Below are 19,333 nucleotides of genomic sequence, written 5' to 3' on the forward strand. Positions count from 1 at the left end.
TCTAAAAATTTCTCACAGGGCATTAATCAAATTACTACTCTTTCTTTCTAAAGGTTAACAGACCGGCCAAGAAAGCAAGGAAGCCACCTAAAAGTGCCAGCAGGGAAGTACTTGTTCCAGTTTTTGGCAAGGCTTTTTCTGTTTGGCTAGCCACTTCTTTTACTTCTGAAGCCTGAGTTTTTTGCCCATCCAAGGATAAAGCCGGAGGCTGAGCGTTGGCTACAGAAGATGCAGACAGCTGCTCTTCTTGAGCTACTGGAGCTTGGGATTTTTCTTCCTGAGCTGGGTTCACTTTTCGAAGTCGCAAAATAGTCGCTGTCAGCGGAGCTAAGGCTAAACCATTGCCGTTTCTGGTGACACCTGCAAGATCAGAAATGGCTGTCACTCCTGCGGTATTGCCATCTGCCACAACTTCTGCACCTGCCAGATGCTTGTAGGCTTCACCAAAGTTGAATTGTCGTTCCTTGGTGTCTGCATTGACAAAGATAGCATAAATATCGCCATTCGACGCAACCACTTGGTAACCGAGCACGAGGTCTTCTTTCTCAACACCATCCTTGCCAGGCTGGGTGATGAGGGTCACATTTTGCTCCACTTCATCTTTGGAACTGCGGGTAAAGGCATCCGTTGATTTCCGCAAGGCAATCAAGCCTTTCATATAGGTCCGACTCTTGGCATTTTCAGGGAACTTCTCTGAATCAGTCGCCTTGGTCCAGTCAAAATGATTGACCGCGTCGCTCGAATCATAAGAATCATGAATGAAATACGGATAGTCAAACGGCGTGCCATCCTCATTGGTCAACAAATGCGCTTTGTTTGGAACCTTGTCTTCTGAGACAGGATATTTATAGGCAGGATCGCGGAATTGCTTGGTCCGACCGTACTCTTGACCAGAGTGGATAAATGGTGTTCCTTGCGAAGTCAGAATCATCAGATTTCCCAGACGCAGGCGGCGATGAATCTCTTGATTATTGGCAGCCACTGCCGGATCTTTCTTGATCGACTGGGCAATGATATCAAAGAGCGTCAGATTATCATGGGCTGCGATGTATTGGATCACATCCCCTGGGCTATCCGCCTCAAAATTGGTTGGCTGCGCCTTGATGTTTTTGAAGACATTATCCACACTGCGTTTGCCACCAGTGATGAAGGCTGGTGTCCCCTCATTTGGATAACCTGATTTCAAGGTATTGCGAATATCATCTGAGAAGACCGCTACCGTGTCTGTTGACTTCATCCAAGATTGGTCAGCAGGCTGGACAGCTTTATTTTCATCACCTGTATAGGTCTTCCAGCCCTCACCCAGCATAATGAGATTTGGATTCAGCTTCTTGGCTTCTTCAAAGGCTTTTTGGATGGACTCAGCATCGTGGTCCCCCATCATATCAAAGCGGAAGCCATCTACCTTGTACTGCTCTGTCAGGTACTTGATCGAATCAACCAAGACCCGTCTGCTCATATAGTGAGTAGTACCCAAGCGGCCGCCGCCAAAGCTGGATCTCGGTGTACCATCCGCATCCATAAAGTGGTAGTAATTGGGCTCCAAATCCTCAAAGATAGAGGTCTTAGCCGTATGATTATAGACCACATCCATGATAACGCCCATGCCACGCTTATGAATTTCGTTGACAAGGTTTTTAAATTCCTCAATACGCTTGGCTGGATCTGTCGGCGCGCTGGAGTACATACCTGTCAGCGAGAAGTAGTTTTGCGGATCATAGCCCCAGTTATAGTTGCTGTTGCTGGAAGCGTACTTGTCCATGCGCTCAGCATTTTTCAACTCATTTACAAAGTAATAACTTAGAACTGGCAAGAGCTGAACGTGGGTCACTCCCAAGTCTTTCAAATAATCCAATTTCTCAATGAAAGCTGAGAAGGTTCCAAATTGAGATTTCAAATCCTTTGAGATAGCTGGATCAGAGGTGAAATCACGAACGTGTGCCTCATAAATCAAGGCATCTTCCCGCTTCTTGAAGTTCGGAATAGTAGCATAGGTCAGGTCTTTCGGTCCGTATTCACTTGGATCTACAAAGGCTGCCTTGGCAATCTTGTAGGCATCCCCCTTATCCGCATCTTCACTGTTCCAAGCCGCTAAAGACTTGGCATAGGGATCCAGTACAAGAACTTTTTTACCACCGCGAGTAATTTCATAATGATAGAAATACCCTCGATAGTCTGAAATCCCCAGACCGCTCTCAGGCGTCAACCTGCTCGTCCATGTGCCAGACTCACCTTTCTGCATAGCTATGCGTCCAACAACCTTATTCCGATCTTCTTTGTCATAGACCACCAAATCAACTTGGTCCGCACTTGGTGACCAGAAGGTTAGATCCACTTGTTTGCCCGCTTGAGAAACACGTGCTCCCAAATCACCATCATACTTGTAAAGGCTGTCCTTCAGTTGCCAGTTCATGCTGGTTTTGAATTGATCATTACCGTATTTGATAAGATAAGGTGACTGAGCTTGGTTAAAATCACCAATGAATTTGGCACTTTTGGTCTTAGGATCCAGAACCACATCTTTAACAACGACTTCATTGCCATCTTTGTCCGTAATCCTTAAGTTCTTTAAAATATCCTCTTTTTTGGCATTTTCTAAGGTAGAAAAGCTGGCCTCAATCTCGGTCAAGCCAATATGCTGGGCTGCCGTCATACGAATATCATTGACAAAGTAAGGGTTGGTATAAACTGTCGGATCTGTATCACGCAAGAAAATTTGACTGTTTTTCTCCAAATCCGTGAAATTATAATCCTGATTCTGAATCTTCACATCATCTCCTGATTTGCTTTCGTCTAAAAGCAAAAAGCCAATCATCTTAGCAGCATCTTTCAAGGGAACATCTACATAGCGACCATATTTCCCAGTATTTTCAAAATCCACTCCGTCAGGCCAATTCTTGCTCGGGTTTTGGACATCTCCCCAGAGCCAGAGCGACTTCTTATCATACTGGCCATCCGTACGATAGTAGTTGATTCGAACCATCCCTTTTTTCAAAGGCTCGTAAGTATGAGGTTGATAGTCTGTGTCAAACCAAACCTCATTCATCTGAGGACTGAGGAGCTCAACTGTCTTGTCACCTGTAATATTTTGCCCTGCTGTATTATTGATGAGAAGGCTGATCTTGCTTCTTTTCTCAGCCATCTTGACATCAAGATAATAGCCGTAGTCATCTTCTTTAGCAGTCGCAAAGCTAGTCGCTCCGGTCGGCCAAGCTCCCTTTTGGCTAGAAGGCGTCTCAACATCATCCCAAGTCCACAGGCCCAAGCTGTCTAGATTTTGTGAAGGCAGGGTTTTGAAATGAAAGCGAATATTGCCCTCTTCGATAGCGTCTTTCGCCGAAGCCTGCGGCTGACTAACTGGTTCTTGCTTGTCTTTTTCAATTGGATTTGCAGCTTCTTGACCAGCTGCTTCTGAAACTGCACTAGCTGGAGCTTGATCTGCTAGCACACCAGTTGGAGCAGCCTGCTCTGTGGCTCCCGCTCCTGAACTACCTGCCTCTCCAGTTTTTTCTTCATCTGCTGACTTAGGTTGGGCTGCCGCATTTATATCAGAGACTGCTTCTGTTGCTGGGCTGGTAGCTGTGCTCGTCTCATCCGCTCGGACTAATTGGGCATTTCCCAGTAGGAAACCTGAGGCAATGACAACAGATGCTACTCCTACTTTTAAACGACGGATGCCAAAATAATGACGCTTTTCGCCCATCCGAGACTGTAGGTGATCGTTATTTTTCATAAACAGAAAACTCCTTTATTTTTTCTTATAGAGAACATCTATGCAAACGTTTTCTGTATTTATTATACCGATTCTTTTTAAACTTGTAAAGGCTTTCAAGAAGAGTTTTTTCACTCAGATACTTCATGCTCTCTGAGCGGATTTTGATGATTTGATAAGGATAAGCTATTTGCGATTAAAACAACAATTAATAAGCAAAAAGGCCAAGACACTTGTCTCGACCTTCATTTTATTCAACGATAAATTGACTCAAAATCCCATTAATGAACTTACTGGACTTTTCGTCAGAGAATTGCTTGGAAAGCTCAATGGCTTCGTTGACTGCTACCAACTGTGGTGTGTCAAACTCTGTAATCTCAAAGATACCCAGACGCAGGATATTTTTCTCTACTAGCGTCAGACGATCCACTGTCCAGCCCTTTTTGAGATGCTGGGCAATTTTCTTATCCAAGTCGTCCTTGGACTGGACCACACCAGAGACCAGATTGAGCAGAAAAGCTGGAATATCAGCTTCCGCCGCTTTGTCTGCCTCTTCGTCCTTATCATAAGAATAAGCAAAGCGACAAGCTTCTACAAGTTCCCCTTCATACTCTAGGCTCATCAGGGCCTGAAAAGCCCGCTGGCGCAGACCTCTTCTGGATTCCAACAGTATATCAGTCATTGAGGAAGTCCTCATCAAATAGATCTTTCAAATCTGGCTTCGGTGCCTTTTCTGGAACAATGCCTGCCACATGGATATTGACAGCAGACAGCTCTACCTCAGCCATGTCAAAAACAGCACTTTTTACAGCCTTCTGGATTGCTACTGCAACAGTTGGAACGCTGACACCGTATTCCAAATACAGATAGATGTCTACAGTCACATCACCTGTCTCATCAGTATGGAGCGATACTCCGCGACCGAGTGAGCGCATAGAAAGACTGTCTGACATACTCTTATTTGCGAAGGAATAAACACCTTCTACCTTTGCCGTTGCAATGGCAATGATTTTTTCCAAAACACGTGGCGCAATGACGATTTCACCTAATTGTTCAGCTGCCATAGTTATTACCTCTTCTATATTATGCGCGAGAAACGTAAGTTCCTTCTGCAGTATTGATGATTAATTTTTGTCCAACTTCGATGAAGTCTGGTACGTTGACAACAAGACCTGTCTCAAGTGTCGCTGGCTTACCAGATCCGGTAACAGTAGCTCCCTTGATAGACGGCTGAGTATCTGTCACGACCAATTCAACTGTTGTCGGTACTGTCACACCAATCACTTCTGTTCCGTAGAACTGGATTTTCACATCAGAGTTTTCAAGGATGAATTTCAATTCTTCTTCTACATTGACTACTGGAATTTCATATTGATCGTAAGTCTCAGTATTCATGAAATAAGCAGTGTCATCCATTTGGTACAAGTATTGAGCTGGAACAGTTTCAATAATGGCTTGTTCAAATTTTTCTTCTGGGCGGTAGCTTGTGTCAAATGTAGAACCAGTACGAACGTCACGCAATTTCATACGCATAATCGTATTTCCCTTACCTGGTTTGTGGTGGCTCGCTTCCAAAACTCGGATGAGTTTTCCATCAGCTGTTTCGAAGGTCATTCCAGCTTTCAGCTTACTTGCTTCAATCATTCTATATTACCTCTTTTTAAAATTATATTTCTACTTATTCTATCATAAAGCCTGATAATTCTCAAATAACAATCAACTCTTTCGGCGCAAGAGTTAGGACTTCGCAGCCTGTTTCTGTGATGAGGAGATCATCTTCAATACGGACGCCGTATTTGCCGTCCAGATAAATACCAGGCTCATCAGTCAGGACCATGCCGGCCTCAATCGGCTCTTCTGACTTGCCGAAGTAAGGAATCTCATGGATGTCCAGGCCGATACCGTGGCCAATCCCGTGGCTAAAGTAAGGACCGTAGCCAGCATCGTTAATAATCTGACGCGGAATCCGGTCAAAATCAATTCGGCTAAGCCCAGCCTTGGCTGCTTCTATCAGGGCTTGATTGCTGCGCAGGACAATATCATAAATCTGCCGCTCCTCATCCGTCACCTGCCCCACATGAACAGTCCGCGTCATATCACTGACATAGTGATTGTAGTAGCAGCCAAAGTCCATGGTCAGGGTTTCCCCTTTTTGAATGACCTTGTCACTAGCCACACCATGCGGCATAGCAGAGCGGTAACCCGAAGCGATGATGAAGTCAAAAGAGGCACCTGAAGCACCTAGCTGGCGCATACGGGCATCTAAAAAGTTCATAACAGCCAGCTCAGTCGTCTCACCAGGCTTGATAAAATCCAGCACATCTAGGAAAGCTTGATCCGAAATCTGACAGGCCTTGCGAATGGTCGCGATTTCTTGCTCATCTTTAATCATGCGTAGATTTTCAATAAAGGCTGTCATGGGAACCAGCTCGTAGGCTGAGAAGGCACTTTCCAGCATTTTGAAGTAGGCATAGGAAATCTCGTCGTCAAAACCGATTTTTTGCAGCTTGTCATCCGCAATAATCTTGACAATCTCCCCAATCGCGTCGCGCGTTTCGACAATATCAAAACCTTGGACTACTCCCTTAGCAATCAGTGTATAGCGCGCATCCGTCAGGAAAATTCGGCGCTTTTTACTGATGAAAACCGTCGCTTCTGTCCCGCTGAAACCAGTCAGATAGTAAATATTTTTTAGATTGGTTACTAAAACAGCATCGCAGTCTGTCTGAACTAATGCTGCTTCAAACTTCTCAACTCTTGATAACATGAGCCACCTCCGTGAAATAACTAAACTTATTATATCAAAAAACCAGTCAAATAGGACATTTTTTTGACAAACCGTATCTAGGACTTAGAATCCAACGAGCATTCTCTGACACGAAAAATCCCTGTTTTTAATATCTAACAGGGATTTGATGTATTATTTCACACGCAGCTTGCCTTTCAAGTACTGGCCGGTATAGCTGGCTGGACTAGCTGCGACTTCTTCCGGTGTACCCGTCGCAATAATCGTACCCCCACCGACACCGCCTTCTGGTCCCAAATCGATAATATGGTCGGCCGTCTTGATAACATCCAGATTGTGCTCGATAACGAGGACTGTATTGCCATCGTCCACAAAGCGTGATAGCACTTGAAGGAGCTTGGCAATATCTTCAGAATGCAGACCCGTGGTCGGCTCATCCAAGATATAGAAGGACTTACCAGTCGAGCGCTTGTGAAGTTCGCTGGCCAGTTTCATCCGCTGGGCTTCACCACCTGACAAAGTTGTGGCTGGCTGCCCTAGAGTCACATAGCCTAGCCCCACATCCTTGATGGTCTGGAGTTTGCGGGCAATCTTGGGAATATACTGGAAGAACTCTACCGCATCATTGACCGTCATGTCCAGAACCTGAGCTATATTCTTCTCCTTGTAGTGAACCTCTAGAGTTTCGCTATTATAGCGGGTGCCGTGGCAGACCTCACAGGCCACATAGACGTCAGGCAGGAAGTGCATCTCAATCTTGATAATTCCATCACCCGAGCAAGCCTCACAGCGGCCACCCTTGACGTTAAAGCTGAAACGGCCCTTTTTATAGCCGCGAATCTTGGCTTCATTGGTCTTGGCAAACAGATCGCGAATATCGTCAAAAACTCCAGTATAAGTAGCCGGATTAGAGCGTGGTGTCCGGCCAATCGGACTTTGATCGATATCAATCAGTCTGTCCACATGCTCAATACCGCTAATTTTCTTGAACTTACCTGGCTTAGCAGAGTTGCGGTTGAGTTTTTGGGCGATGGCCTTTTTAAGGATAGAATTGACCAGCGTTGACTTACCGGATCCAGAAACTCCCGTCACAGCGATAAATTTGCCCAAGGGGAATCTGGCCGTGATATTCTGCAGGTTATTTTCCTGAGCACCTGTCACTTCGATAAAGCGGCCATTGCCTACACGGCGGTCCAATGGCACTGGGATTTCGCGCTTACCTGACAGGTATTGGCCAGTGATAGATTTCTTGCTCTTGGCCACTTGTGCAGGAGTGCCCGCTGCAACGATTTCACCTCCGAAAACACCAGCTCCTGGTCCCACGTCAATCAGCCAGTCAGCCTCCCGCATGGTGTCCTCATCGTGCTCAACCACGATGAGGGTATTGCCCAGGTCGCGCATCTTCTTGAGGCTGGCAATCAGGCGGTCATTGTCACGCTGGTGCAAGCCAATAGAGGGCTCGTCCAGGATATAGAGGACGCCACTTAGATTGGAACCAATCTGAGTCGCCAGACGAATCCGCTGGCTCTCGCCTCCTGATAGAGTCCCAGCCGAGCGAGACAAAGTCAGGTAATTAAGACCAACATTATTAAGGAAGGTCAAACGGTCATGAATTTCTTTGAGAATAGGCCGAGCAATAGTAGCTTCATTGTCAGTCAAGCTAAGCTTGTCTAACTGGACCAGATGATCTGCAATGGACAAGTCTGAAATCTCACCGATATGCAAGCCGTCTTCGCCACCAACCTTGACAGACAAGGCCTGAGAGCTAAGTCGATAACCATGACAAGCTGCACAAGTCAGCTCATTCATGTAAGCCCGCATCTGCGTCCGAGTAAAATCACTATTGGTCTCATGGTAGCGACGGTTGATATTGGTGACAACCCCCTCAAAAGGAATATCAATATCGCGCACGCCGCCAAACTCATTTTCATAGTGGAAATGGAACTCCCGCCCATCTGAGCCAAAGAAAATCAACTGCTTTTCTTCCTCCGTCAGCTCCTCAAATGGCTTGTCCATATCAATGCCAAAGGCAGCCATCGCCTGCTCCAGCATCTGCGGATAGTAGTTGGAGGAGATGGGATTCCAAGGCGCTAGTGCTCCTTCGCGCAAGGTCTTGCCAGCTTCTGGCACAACGACATCTAGATCCACCTCCAGCTTAACCCCCAGACCATCACAGTCCGGGCAGGAGCCAAAGGGCGCATTAAAAGAAAAGAGTCGTGGCTCTAACTCCGGCACTGTAAAGCCGCAAACTGGGCAGGCATAATGCTCAGAAAAGAGCAGCTCTTGACCGTCCATGGTATCAATCACCACATAGCCCTCAGCAATCCGCAGAGCCGCTTCGACCGAGTCAAAGAGGCGGCTGCGCACCCCTTCCTTGATGACAATTCTGTCTACTACGACCTCAATATCATGTTGCTTGCTCTTAGAAAGCTCTGGCACTTCCGTCACATCGTAAATATCTCCATCCACGCGCACACGGACATAGCCGTCCTTCTGAATCTTATCAAAAACGGTCTTATGCTGGCCCTTTTTCTTACGAATGACCGGCGCTAAAATCTGCAGCCGCTGACGCTCTGGCAATTCTAAAACCTTGTCAACAATCTGCTCGACAGACGAAGCCGTAATAGCTCCATGACCGTTGATACAGTATGGCGTCCCAACACGAGCATAGAGCAGACGCAGGTAGTCATTGATTTCGGTAGCTGTTCCCACTGTTGAGCGCGGATTTTTGCTGGTCGTCTTCTGGTCGATGGAAATAGCTGGACTGAGACCATCAATCGAGTCCACATCCGGCTTTTCCATATTGCCCAAAAACTGCCGAGCATAGGCCGACAGACTTTCTACATAACGACGTTGCCCTTCAGCATAGAGGGTATCAAAAGCTAGGCTGGACTTACCCGAACCGGACAGACCGGTCACCACAACTAGCTTGTCCCGTGGAATTTCTACATCAATATTTTTTAAATTATGAGCTCGCGCTCCATGAATCACAATTTTATCTTGCATCTTGACCTCGTTTCACTTATAAACCTTCTCCATTATAACAAATTTTTCTGCAAACTTTTGCCCCAAAAGCCCGAATTTGTAGTATAATAGTACGGTATGCAAAAAACACTCTGGGAAGGAAAAAGATCATGAAGCAAGTCTTTTTATCTACTACGACAGAATTCAAAGAGATTGATGCGCTCGAATCAGGCACTTGGATCAATCTTGTCAATCCTTCCCAGAGCGAATCAATCGAAATCGCCAACGCCTTTGGCATTGACATCACTGACCTGCGAGCGCCGCTTGATGCGGAAGAAATGTCTCGGGTCACCATCGAAGATGAGTACACACTGATCATCGTTGACGTGCCCATCACTGAGGAGCGGAATAACCAGACTTACTATGTCACGATTCCCCTTGGTATTATCATCACGGAAGAGGCGATTATTACCACTTGTTTGGAAAAATTACCTCTGCTGGATATCTTCATCCACCGGCGCTTGCGTAACTTCTATACTTTTATGAAGTCACGTTTTATCTTTCAGATTCTCTACCACAATGCCGAGCTATATCTGACAGCCCTGCGCTCCATTGACCGTAAGAGTGAGCAGATTGAAAGCCAACTGCACAAGTCCACACGAAATGAAGAACTGATTGAGCTCATGGAGTTGGAAAAGACCATCGTCTATTTCAAGGCCTCTCTTAAGACAAATGAGCGCGTGATTAAGAAGCTGACCAGCTCCACTAGCAATATCAAGAAATACCTAGAAGACGAGGACTTGCTGGAAGATACCTTGATTGAGACCCAGCAGGCCATTGAGATGGCTGATATCTACGGCAACATCCTCCACAGTATGACAGAGACCTTTGCCTCTATCATTTCTAATAACCAGAACAATATCATGAAAGCCTTGGCTCTGGTGACCATCGTCATGTCTATCCCGACCATGATTTTCTCGGCCTATGGGATGAACTTCAAAAATAACGAACTTCCTCTCAACGGTGAACCACATGCCTTCTGGATTATCATGTTCATCGCCTTTGCCATGAGTGCTTCGGTCATGGCCTATCTCATGCACAAAAAACTATTTTAACCTTTAGAAAGAACGCCTATGTCACAAGTATCCCTCGACAAACTCAGCAAAAAAAACAAAGAATTTATCCATATCGCGACTAACCAACTCCTACAAGACGGCAAATCCGATCAGGAAATCCAGACTATCTTAGAAGGCATTCTGCCGGAAATCCTGGAAAATCAAGCCAAGGGAATCACTGCCCGCGGCCTCTACGGAGCCCCAACTACTTGGGCAGCTTCTCTGACCGCAAAAGAGCGCTATGATGCCGAACATCCAAAAGAAAATGACGATCCTAAATGGATGATGCTGGACTCTGTCCTCTTTATCTTTGGTTTCTTTACCCTCCTGACCTCAATCGTCAATCTGGCTTCCTCTCAGCCATCTGTCTATGGACTGACGACTCTCGTACTCGGAAGCATCGTCGGCGGCCTTTCTTTCTATGCCCTCTACCACTTTATCTACCGTTTCTACGGACCAGATAAGGACCGCAGCCAGCGCCCTAAGCTGCTCAAGTCTATCCTTACCATGGCAGCGGCTATTCTCCTATGGAGCATGTCCATCGTCTTAACCAGCCTCCTGCCTGAATTCCTCAATCCCCGCCTGTCCAATGTCGTAGTTGCTATTGTCGGCGCTATCACTCTAGCCCTTCGCTTCTATCTCAAAAAGCGCTTCAACATCAAGAGTGCGACTATGGGACCGACGAGATATTAATATCACACAAAAAGAGGTCAGTGACCTCTTTTTGATTTGCTTCGAAAATATTTCCAATAAAGAGAGTAGGGAATGGGCAAACCGAGAATCAACCAAAAGCGATTGACAACAATGTCCGCCTTTCCTGCGCTGTTAAAATGAATGGGAACCTGCTCTGGCAGCAGGCAGATAAGCAGAAATAAGGTTACTGCTAAGAGAAACAAAACGAATAAATCTTTCTTTTTCATTAGCCATGGACCTCCTTAAAATATCCTTGTTTTATTAAATGCCTATAAAGGACAACTGCCAAAAGCAAAAGTCCAAGAGCTGAGATTCGCAGCGATATCTCCAAGTCCATACCAAAGAGCAAGGAAAAGCAAATAGGGAACACAAGAACCAAGATGCTTATCCCTCCAGACAAGATAGCCGCAAAACTTTGCTTAATAACAATCATTTCATTGTCCCAGATGAACTTAGGATAATGAAAATTAACCACAAGTCCTTGGAGAGCTGTAAATAGAGAATAAGCCAGTGAAATAAGGACCAAATCCACTACTTGCAAGCCTCCTAGCGAGAAATGCCAAACCAGAACAGGCAAGCCAAGCAGCAAGGCTGTGAAGTGTAAGGACACCGTCAAGGCCAGCTTCGCCATTATTATCTGCCTCATAGAAACCGGGAATGTCTGAAGCAGCCAAATCTCTTCCCCCTCTAAGGAAATACTGACAGCTGCAGGATTGGAAATACTAAGACATCCAGCCAGTAATAGGGGTAAAAATTCTCGGCTATTCCTGAGTCCTATCGAAGAAAAGAGGGCATCAGGGCTCATAAAACAAAGCGAGATGGCTAAAACGATGATTAAAATAGTTCCCAGTCCACTATTGAGCATATAAAGATAGGAACTCATAAAATTCGCAATTTCTCTCCTATAAAGAGCCATAAAGGGAGACTTCTGCCTGCTTCTATAGACTTTGCTTTCTGACTTCACCCCTGTTATCATCTGATTCATTTTTAAATAATTTCTACTTAAATACCTTAGAAAAAGTCCTGTCAGCGCAAACGATATAAACATCAACAGAAGACTTGCCCACAAAAAATGCTGAGGGTTAAAAAATAAGCTTGCCGGAGGATAGAGAGAAGCCAGCTGCTTGGTAAGCAAGAGACTAACATTTTCCGCTGACATTCCAGCTCTCATAGCCCACATACTACCTGTTGCCAGCCCCAAAAGCAAGAGGAGAGAAAAAAGGAAGGCAACTAGATTTTTATGAGGGGTCTTTGAGGCCAAATAGGCTACGCACAAGCCGAGCAAAGAAGCTAAACAGAGAGGTAAAAGAGGAACAAATCCCATTAAAAGCAGATAAAGAAGCAACTCCAACAAGGACGCACCATAGCCAAACCAAACGAGGCCTGCTGGAAGCATGAGAAGGACGGAAAACACACTGTTCAAAAGATAAAGAAAAGCATATTTCTCATAGACGATTTCTCTAATACTGAGCGGCAATACAATGAGCCTGTCAAGTTCCTCTTGGTCAAACAAGATACCATTTGACTGCATCAGACTAAAAAAGAAAATAATAAAACTAACCAAGGCAATCATATAGGCTGGAATCAAATTTGCCTGCCCCAACTTGACTAAACTCAAAGCCGTCAAAAGGTTATAGCCTGAAAATAGAAAAACAAGCAAGAAGAGCAGGCCAAGCTTAAAATACTTGCCCAACCCTCGTCCTTTCCTTAAATCATTAAGCGAAAATGTGCTGTATAATTGTACTTTTAAAAGCAAAAGAATATTAGTCATCATCCTGTAACTCCATAAATACTTGTTCCAAACTGGATGTCCCCTTAACTTCAGAGGTCCTTCCATTAGCCACTAAACGTCCCTTTTGCAGAATTGCCACCTTATTGCAGAGTTCTTCCGCAACCTCTAAAACGTGAGTAGAAAAGAAAATCGCATGCCCTTGACTAGCTAGCTCTCTCATGATCTGCTTAAAATAATATGCGCCTTTCGGATCTAAACCGACAAAAGGTTCATCTAAAATCAATAGTTCTGGCTCATGTGAGAGAGCCGCTATTAGTGCCAATCGCTGCTTCATCCCATGTGAATAAGCCGATACCAACTGATCCAAAGACGTATCCAGCTCAAACATTTTAGAATACTTTTCTATAGCTGCTTGCCTCTTTTCCATAGAAACCCTATAAACGTCTGCTACAAAATCCAAAAACTGCCTTGCTGTCAGATTTTTATAAAGATCTGGGTTATCCGGCAGAAACGCCATCTTTTTCTTACAAAGCAAGGGCTCCTTCCTGATAGAGTGCCCACAGATATAAATCTCTCCTTTATCAAAATCATGAATCCCCACAATGGACTTAATGGTGGATGTCTTACCTGCTCCATTGGCGCCGATGAAGCCATAAATATCTCCAGGCTCCACCACCAGACTAAGATCATCCACTGCCTTTTTACCGTTGCTATATACTTTTGTTAAATGTTCTATTTTTAACATGAATTTCTCCTTTTATTTAAACTGACATCTTGTCAGTGTTGGCGTAAAATTTTTTAAATATCAGGATTAAAAGATTGAAGATTCGAACTGACATTTTGTCAGTGCAGTCTCTAAATAAAAGGCAGAAAACTGCCGATTATTCTAAAAAATAGATTCTTCTAATCCTAAGCTTCTTTCTAGGATTGCCTGGAAGCTGGTGAGATAATCCTGCAAAGTTTCTGGTTTTTCCTGACTCATCTTGATATCATTGGACACAAATACGTAGGCAGTCATGAGAAAAGAAGCTGTCTCATGCGGATATTTCAAATGAAAATCTCCAGATTTCTGACCTTTCTCCAAGATATGAGTGAAGAAAACAATCATCCGCTCACAGAGTCTATGATAAAAGCGATCCAAGACATAGCGATTCGTTTCTAAATTGACTGTTTCCTGCAAGACTTGATTTTCCTGTGTTCTGCTTTCCTCTGGGATAAGGGTTGCCTCAATAAAAGTTCTGATTTTTTCTTTGGCTCCGACATTTGGCTGATAGCTGATTGTTTCGAGCTTTCTCAGCAAGGGCTCAGAGTTCTTTTCAATCAGACAATAAAGAATATCTTCCTTATCCTTAAAATGATAGTAAAGCAGGCCTCGAGAAATTCCAAGCTTATCAATAATATCTTGAGTTCTAGTCTTTAGATAGCCTTTTTGGGCAAAGAGCTGCAAGGCTGCAGACATAATCTCTGCCCGCCGCACCTCTACTTCCTTGACATCACGCATGATTTCTGCCTCCTTGTGGTCAGTATAGCACTTAACTGACATTTTGTCAATGATAAAATAAAAAAACAGCAAGCTAGAGCCTGCTGTCAATTTAATTAGTCTTCATTTACGAAAGGCATCAAAGCCATTACGCGAGCGCGTTTGATAGCTGTTGTTACTTTACGTTGGTTTTTAGCTGAAGTTCCTGTTACACGACGAGGAAGGATTTTCCCACGTTCTGAAACGAAACGGCTAAGAAGCTCAGTATCTTTGTAATCAACATATTCAATTTTGTTCGCTGCGATGTAATCAACTTTTTTACGGCGTTTGAATCCGCCACGACGTTGTTGAGCCATGTGTTTTCTCCTTTATATTATAGTTAGATTCGGTCCTTAGAAAGGTAAATCGTCGTCTGAGATATCCATTGGGTTAGAATTTCCAAATGGGCTCTCATCACGAGAAAAGTTCGGTACTTGGTTAGACGAGTCTGCACTGCCATAACTTGGAGCAGAGCTGCCGCCGAAGCTGTTTCCACCGTAACCGCCAGATGACTGACCTTCACGATTAGAGCGGCTTTCCAAAAGTTGGAAATTGTCCGCAACAACTTCTGTGACATAGACACGCTGGCCTTGCTGGTTCTCGTAGTTACGCGTTTGAATACGGCCTGTAATTCCGATCAGGGCTCCTTTTTTAGCCCAATTTGCAAGATTTTCTGCCTGCTGACGCCAGATGACAACATTGATAAAGTCTGCTTCTCGCTCGCCACTTTGATTTTTAAAGTTGCGATTGACAGCCAGAGTAAATGTTGCGACCGCTTGATTCTGCGGAGTATAGCGAAGCTCGGCATCACGGGTCATACGACCCACCAGTACAACGTTATTAATCATAGTCTACCTTCTTAAGCGTCAAGTTTGACGATCATGTGACGAAGAATGTCAGCGTTGATTTTTGAAAGACGGTCAAACTCTTTAAGAGCTGCATCGTCGTTTGCTTCAACGTTAACGATGTGGTAAAGTCCTTCACGGAAATCTTGGATTTCGTATGCAAGACGACGTTTTTCCCAGTCTTTTGATTCAACAACAGTTGCACCATTGTCAGTCAAGATAGAGTCAAAGCGTGCTACCAAAGCGTTTTTAGCTTCTTCTTCAATGTTTGGACGAATAATATAAAGAATTTCGTATTTAGCCATTGATTTTTCCTCCTTTTGGTCTAATGACCCCAAGACTTTGCAAGGGGTAAGTGAGGTTTGCTCACAAATAACTATTATAGCAGACTTCCAGCAGAATGGCAAGGGAAAGTTTTGATATAAAGAAAACTCTCCCTGTCACCAGAGAGAGTCCGAAAAATACGATTCGTTTTTAGAAAGCCTAGACAATTCTACCTTGATCGACAACTAGTTTTCCAGCCTTGTAGACCTGATGGGTCAGATTGGTCGCAAAGAAATAAAGTGGATAGTCAATGTTCTTAGCGTCTAGGATGGTAATGTCCGCCTGCTTACCAGTATCAAAGCTGCCAATCTTATCTTGACGGTTAACTGAATAGGCCGCATTGATGGTTACAGCGTTAAGGACTTCTACTGGTGTCAGGCGCATCATAAAGCAGCCCAACTGCATGACGAACTGCAGGTTAGCTGTTGGACAAGAGCCTGGATTGCTGTCGGTGGTCAGGGTAATAGCCATACCAGCTTCCAGCATCTTGCGGGCTGGTGCATAGGTATCTTCCATCAGACTGAAGGTAGTTGCTGGCAGGAGATTACCGATAACCTTGGCTTCTGCCATCTTGCGAATGCCCTCATCGGTCGCTACCATCAAGTGCTCTGCACTCGTTGCTCCCAGTTCAGCCGCTACATCCACCCCGCCGATAGATTCGATTTCATCAGCATGGATACGAAGCTTGAAGCCCATTTCCTTAGCCTTAGAAAGCAAGTAGCGTGACTCGTCAGCTGTAAAGACGCCTTTTTCACAGAAAATATCACAAAACTCAGCTAGATTTTCTGCTTTTACCCGAGGCAGCATTTCCTCGACGATAAGCTCCAGATATTCCTGAGAGCGTCCCTTGTATTCTGGTGGAACGGCGTGGGCAGCCATAAAGGTCGAAACGAGATCAATCTCGTGGTCACGGTCCAGAGCTCCAACGACATCCAGCTGGCGCTTCTCTGTTTCCCAGTCCAAACCATAGCCACTTTTGGCCTCAACTGTTGTCACCCCATGCAGCAGCATATAGTCTAGCAGCCTCTTGGACTTATCATAGAGAGTGTCAAAAGAAGCTTCTCGTGTCGCCCGAACCGTACTGAGAATACCACCGCCTTGGGCAAGAATTTCCAGATAAGGGACACCAGCTAATTTCTTAGCAAATTCATGCTCCCGGCTGCCACCGTAGACTAAGTGAGTGTGGCAGTCAATCAAGCCAGGTGTGGCAATCTTGCCTTCATAAGACTGAATCTTAGTATCTGGTCCGACCAGACTGGCATCCGGCTCTCCGCTGCCGACTGCTAGGATTTTGCCGTCTTTGACTGCAATGTAGCCGTCCTCCAAGACCTGAGCTTCCTTCATCTCCTCACCAAAAAGTGGATGACCGAGATCCTTGGGACAGAAGACTTGATTAAAGTGAGTTAATAGTAAATCAGCAGTCATGCTTGTTCCTCCATTTCATTTTCCGACATATTTGCTTTTCATCATAATACACTATCGTCAAATTATAGTCAAAAGCTTGTAAAAGATAGGAGCCCCACTTTTTTTACTGTTTTTATCATTTTCTTGACTCTTTATGGACGGGAATCTTATAGAATGTAAGAGAAAGATATTTTACACTTGACTAAAAGGAGGATTTTCCATGTCATACTTTAGTGAAAATGAAATTGCAGCAGCAATGACCGTCAAATTAGACGATGTACTGCCTGAAAAAACAGTTTTCCAAGAAGGCATCCGCCGAGCACCTGACCGGGGCTTCCGTTTGACTCAAGCTCAAACCGAAATTGCTCTTAAAAATGCCCTTCGCTATATTCCAAAGAGATTCCATGAGGAAGTAATTCCAGAATTCTTAGAAGAACTGAAGACTCGCGGACGGATTTATGGCTACCGCTGGCGTCCAAAAGAACGCATCTACGGCAAACCAATTGACGAGTACAAAGGGAACTGTACTGCAGCCAAAGCTATGCAGGTCATGATTGACAACAACCTGAGCTTTGAAATCGCCCTTTATCCATATGAATTGGTTACCTACGGAGAAACTGGATCTGTCTGCGCTAACTGGATGCAGTACAACCTGATCAAGAAATACTTGGAAATCATGACCGACCATCAAACCTTGGTCGTAGAATCTGGCCACCCACTCGGACTCTTCAAGTCCAAACCAGAAGCACCTCGTGTTATCATCACCAACGGCCTCTTGGTCGGTGAATATGACAATATGAAGGACTGGGAAATTGCGGAAGAAATGGGCGTGACCAACTATGGTCAAATGACAGCTGGCGGCTGGATGTACATCGGCCCTCAAGGTATCGTCCATGGTACTTTCAACACCCTCCTCAATGCTGGGCGCTTGAAACTGGGTGTAGCTGATGATGGCGACCTGACTGGCAAACTCTTCATCTCTTCTGGTCTGGGCGGCATGAGTGGAGCTCAAGGGAAAGCGGCCGAAATTGCTAAAGCTGTGGCAATCGTAGCTGAAGTAGACCAATCTCGGATTGAAACTCGTCATTCCCAAGGCTGGATTAGCCAATTAGCCGAAAGTCCAAAAGAAGCAATCGAGCTAGCTCAAAAAGCTCTGGAAGCTGGCGAATCCACTTCTATCGCCTATCATGGTAACATTGTAGATCTCTTGGAATATGTCAACGAGAATAACATCCATGTTGATTTGCTGTCTGACCAAACTTCTTGCCATAATGTCTATGACGGCGGCTACTGTCCAGCTGGTATCAGCTTTGAAGAGCGGACTCGCCTCTTGGCTGAAGACAAGGAAAGCTTTGCTAAGCTGGTTGACCAAACATTGGAACGTCACTTCAAGGCAATCAAGACCCTGACTAGCAACGGCACCTACTTCTTTGACTACGGTAATGCCTTTATGAAGGCAGTCTATGACTCTGGCATCAAGGAAATTTCTAAGAATGGCTTTGACGACAAAGACGGCTTTATCTGGCCATCTTATGTAGAAGATATCATGGGCCCAATGCTCTTTGACTATGGTTACGGTCCTTTCCGTTGGGTATGTCTGAGCGGTAAGCATGAAGATCTAGTTGCTACTGACCATGCAGCTATGGAAGTGATTGATCCTAACCGTCGCTACCAAGACCGTGACAACTACAACTGGATCCGCGATGCAGAAAAGAACCAGTTGGTTGTTGGAACTCAGGCTCGGATCCTCTACCAAGACTGTATGGGACGCGTCAATATCGCCCTCAAGTTCAATGAATTAGTCCGCGAAGGAAAGATTGGTCCTGTCATGATCGGCCGTGACCACCACGACGTATCTGGTACTGACTCTCCATTCCGCGAAACTTCCAATATCAAGGATGGTTCAAATGTTACTTGCGACATGGCTGTGCAATGTTACGCTGGTAATGCCGCTCGTGGTATGAGTCTGGTAGCTCTCCACAACGGTGGTGGAACTGGTATCGGTAAAGCGATCAACGGTGGTTTTGGCTTGGTACTGGACGGCAGCGAACGCATCGATGAAATCATCAAATCTGCTATCGCTTGGGATACGATCGGCGGAGTTGCACGTCGGAACTGGGCTCGCAATGAGCATGCTATCGAAACAGCTATCGAGTACAACCGTCTCCATGAAGGCACAGACCACATCACTATTCCGTACTTAACTGATGAAGATTTGGTCAAAGAATCTGTTAAGAAGTTGTTCGAATAGGAAAAACTTGTCTCCCAACTTCCGGCCT

General features: G+C 45.1%; 17 protein-coding genes. 3 read left to right on the forward strand and 14 right to left on the reverse strand.

The window, feature by feature from the left end; translation table 11 throughout:
* Positions 1-34: 34 nt before the first annotated feature.
* The 6 genes from FOC72_RS07990 to uvrA form a co-directional block, all read right to left on the reverse strand.
* Entirely contained in the window at positions 35-3,733 is a 3,699-nt protein-coding gene (locus FOC72_RS07990; RefSeq protein ID WP_002896482.1) for a pullulanase, read from the reverse strand.
* 229 nt (positions 3,734-3,962) lie between these two features.
* Positions 3,963-4,394: a transcription antitermination factor NusB gene (gene nusB / locus FOC72_RS07995; protein ID WP_002896483.1), complete on the reverse strand. Its 432-nt coding sequence runs from the start codon at positions 4,392-4,394 to the stop codon at positions 3,963-3,965.
* Positions 4,387-4,776, reverse strand: coding sequence for an Asp23/Gls24 family envelope stress response protein (locus FOC72_RS08000; protein WP_002896484.1), 390 nt, complete (start codon positions 4,774-4,776; stop codon positions 4,387-4,389). Before FOC72_RS08000 ends, nusB begins: the two co-directional genes overlap by 8 nt.
* 19 nt (positions 4,777-4,795) lie before the next feature.
* Positions 4,796-5,356 carry an elongation factor P gene (gene efp / locus FOC72_RS08005; RefSeq protein WP_002896485.1) on the reverse strand — a complete coding sequence of 187 codons (561 nt, stop codon included), beginning with the start codon at positions 5,354-5,356 and terminating at the stop codon, positions 4,796-4,798.
* Between the two features lie 61 nt (positions 5,357-5,417).
* Positions 5,418-6,479 carry a M24 family metallopeptidase gene (locus tag FOC72_RS08010; protein WP_002896487.1) on the reverse strand — a complete coding sequence of 354 codons (1,062 nt, stop codon included), beginning with the start codon at positions 6,477-6,479 and terminating at the stop codon, positions 5,418-5,420.
* Positions 6,480-6,632: 153 nt separating this feature from the next.
* Complete coding sequence (gene uvrA, locus FOC72_RS08015; protein ID WP_002896488.1) at positions 6,633-9,464, reverse strand: excinuclease ABC subunit UvrA; 2,832 nt, start codon at positions 9,462-9,464, stop codon at positions 6,633-6,635.
* Between the two features lie 128 nt (positions 9,465-9,592).
* Between uvrA and FOC72_RS08020 the strand changes: the two genes are divergently transcribed.
* Entirely contained in the window at positions 9,593-10,537 is a 945-nt protein-coding gene (locus tag FOC72_RS08020; RefSeq protein WP_002896489.1) for a magnesium transporter CorA family protein, read from the forward strand.
* 18 nt (positions 10,538-10,555) lie between these two features.
* Positions 10,556-11,230, forward strand: a complete 675-nt coding sequence (locus FOC72_RS08025) for a DUF1129 domain-containing protein (RefSeq protein WP_002896490.1) — start codon at positions 10,556-10,558, stop codon at positions 11,228-11,230.
* Positions 11,231-11,247: 17 nt separating this feature from the next.
* Here FOC72_RS08025 and FOC72_RS08030 read toward each other — a convergent pair whose 3' ends face one another.
* The 8 genes from FOC72_RS08030 to hutI form a co-directional block, all read right to left on the reverse strand.
* Positions 11,248-11,457, reverse strand: a complete 210-nt coding sequence (locus tag FOC72_RS08030) for a DUF1648 domain-containing protein (RefSeq protein WP_002896491.1) — start codon at positions 11,455-11,457, stop codon at positions 11,248-11,250.
* Positions 11,457-13,067 carry a hypothetical protein gene (locus FOC72_RS08035; protein ID WP_050540517.1) on the reverse strand — a complete coding sequence of 537 codons (1,611 nt, stop codon included), beginning with the start codon at positions 13,065-13,067 and terminating at the stop codon, positions 11,457-11,459. The genes FOC72_RS08030 and FOC72_RS08035 overlap by 1 nt, the downstream gene beginning before the upstream one ends.
* The gene (locus tag FOC72_RS08040; RefSeq protein ID WP_002896494.1) at positions 12,994-13,707 is read right to left on the reverse strand and encodes an ABC transporter ATP-binding protein; all 714 of its coding nucleotides are present in this window, start codon (positions 13,705-13,707) and stop codon (positions 12,994-12,996) included. Before FOC72_RS08040 ends, FOC72_RS08035 begins: the two co-directional genes overlap by 74 nt.
* A 141-nt stretch (positions 13,708-13,848) precedes the next feature.
* The gene (locus FOC72_RS08045; RefSeq protein ID WP_002896495.1) at positions 13,849-14,505 is read right to left on the reverse strand and encodes a TetR/AcrR family transcriptional regulator; all 657 of its coding nucleotides are present in this window, start codon (positions 14,503-14,505) and stop codon (positions 13,849-13,851) included.
* Positions 14,506-14,558: 53 nt separating this feature from the next.
* Positions 14,559-14,798, reverse strand: coding sequence for a 30S ribosomal protein S18 (gene rpsR / locus FOC72_RS08050; RefSeq protein ID WP_000068664.1), 240 nt, complete (start codon positions 14,796-14,798; stop codon positions 14,559-14,561).
* Between the two features lie 36 nt (positions 14,799-14,834).
* Positions 14,835-15,329, reverse strand: a complete 495-nt coding sequence (locus FOC72_RS08055) for a single-stranded DNA-binding protein (RefSeq protein ID WP_002896496.1) — start codon at positions 15,327-15,329, stop codon at positions 14,835-14,837.
* An 11-nt stretch (positions 15,330-15,340) separates the two neighbouring features.
* Positions 15,341-15,631: a 30S ribosomal protein S6 gene (rpsF, locus tag FOC72_RS08060; protein WP_002896497.1), complete on the reverse strand. Its 291-nt coding sequence runs from the start codon at positions 15,629-15,631 to the stop codon at positions 15,341-15,343.
* 178 nt (positions 15,632-15,809) lie between these two features.
* The gene (gene hutI / locus FOC72_RS08065; protein WP_002896498.1) at positions 15,810-17,075 is read right to left on the reverse strand and encodes an imidazolonepropionase; all 1,266 of its coding nucleotides are present in this window, start codon (positions 17,073-17,075) and stop codon (positions 15,810-15,812) included.
* Positions 17,076-17,274: 199 nt separating this feature from the next.
* On the opposite strand from hutI, the gene hutU reads away from it, so the two are divergent.
* Positions 17,275-19,305, forward strand: coding sequence for a urocanate hydratase (hutU, locus tag FOC72_RS08070; protein ID WP_002896499.1), 2,031 nt, complete (start codon positions 17,275-17,277; stop codon positions 19,303-19,305).
* Positions 19,306-19,333 lie beyond the last annotated feature (28 nt).

It is taken from the genome of Streptococcus sanguinis (assembly GCF_013343115.1).
Lineage (GTDB): Bacteria > Bacillota > Bacilli > Lactobacillales > Streptococcaceae > Streptococcus > Streptococcus sanguinis_H.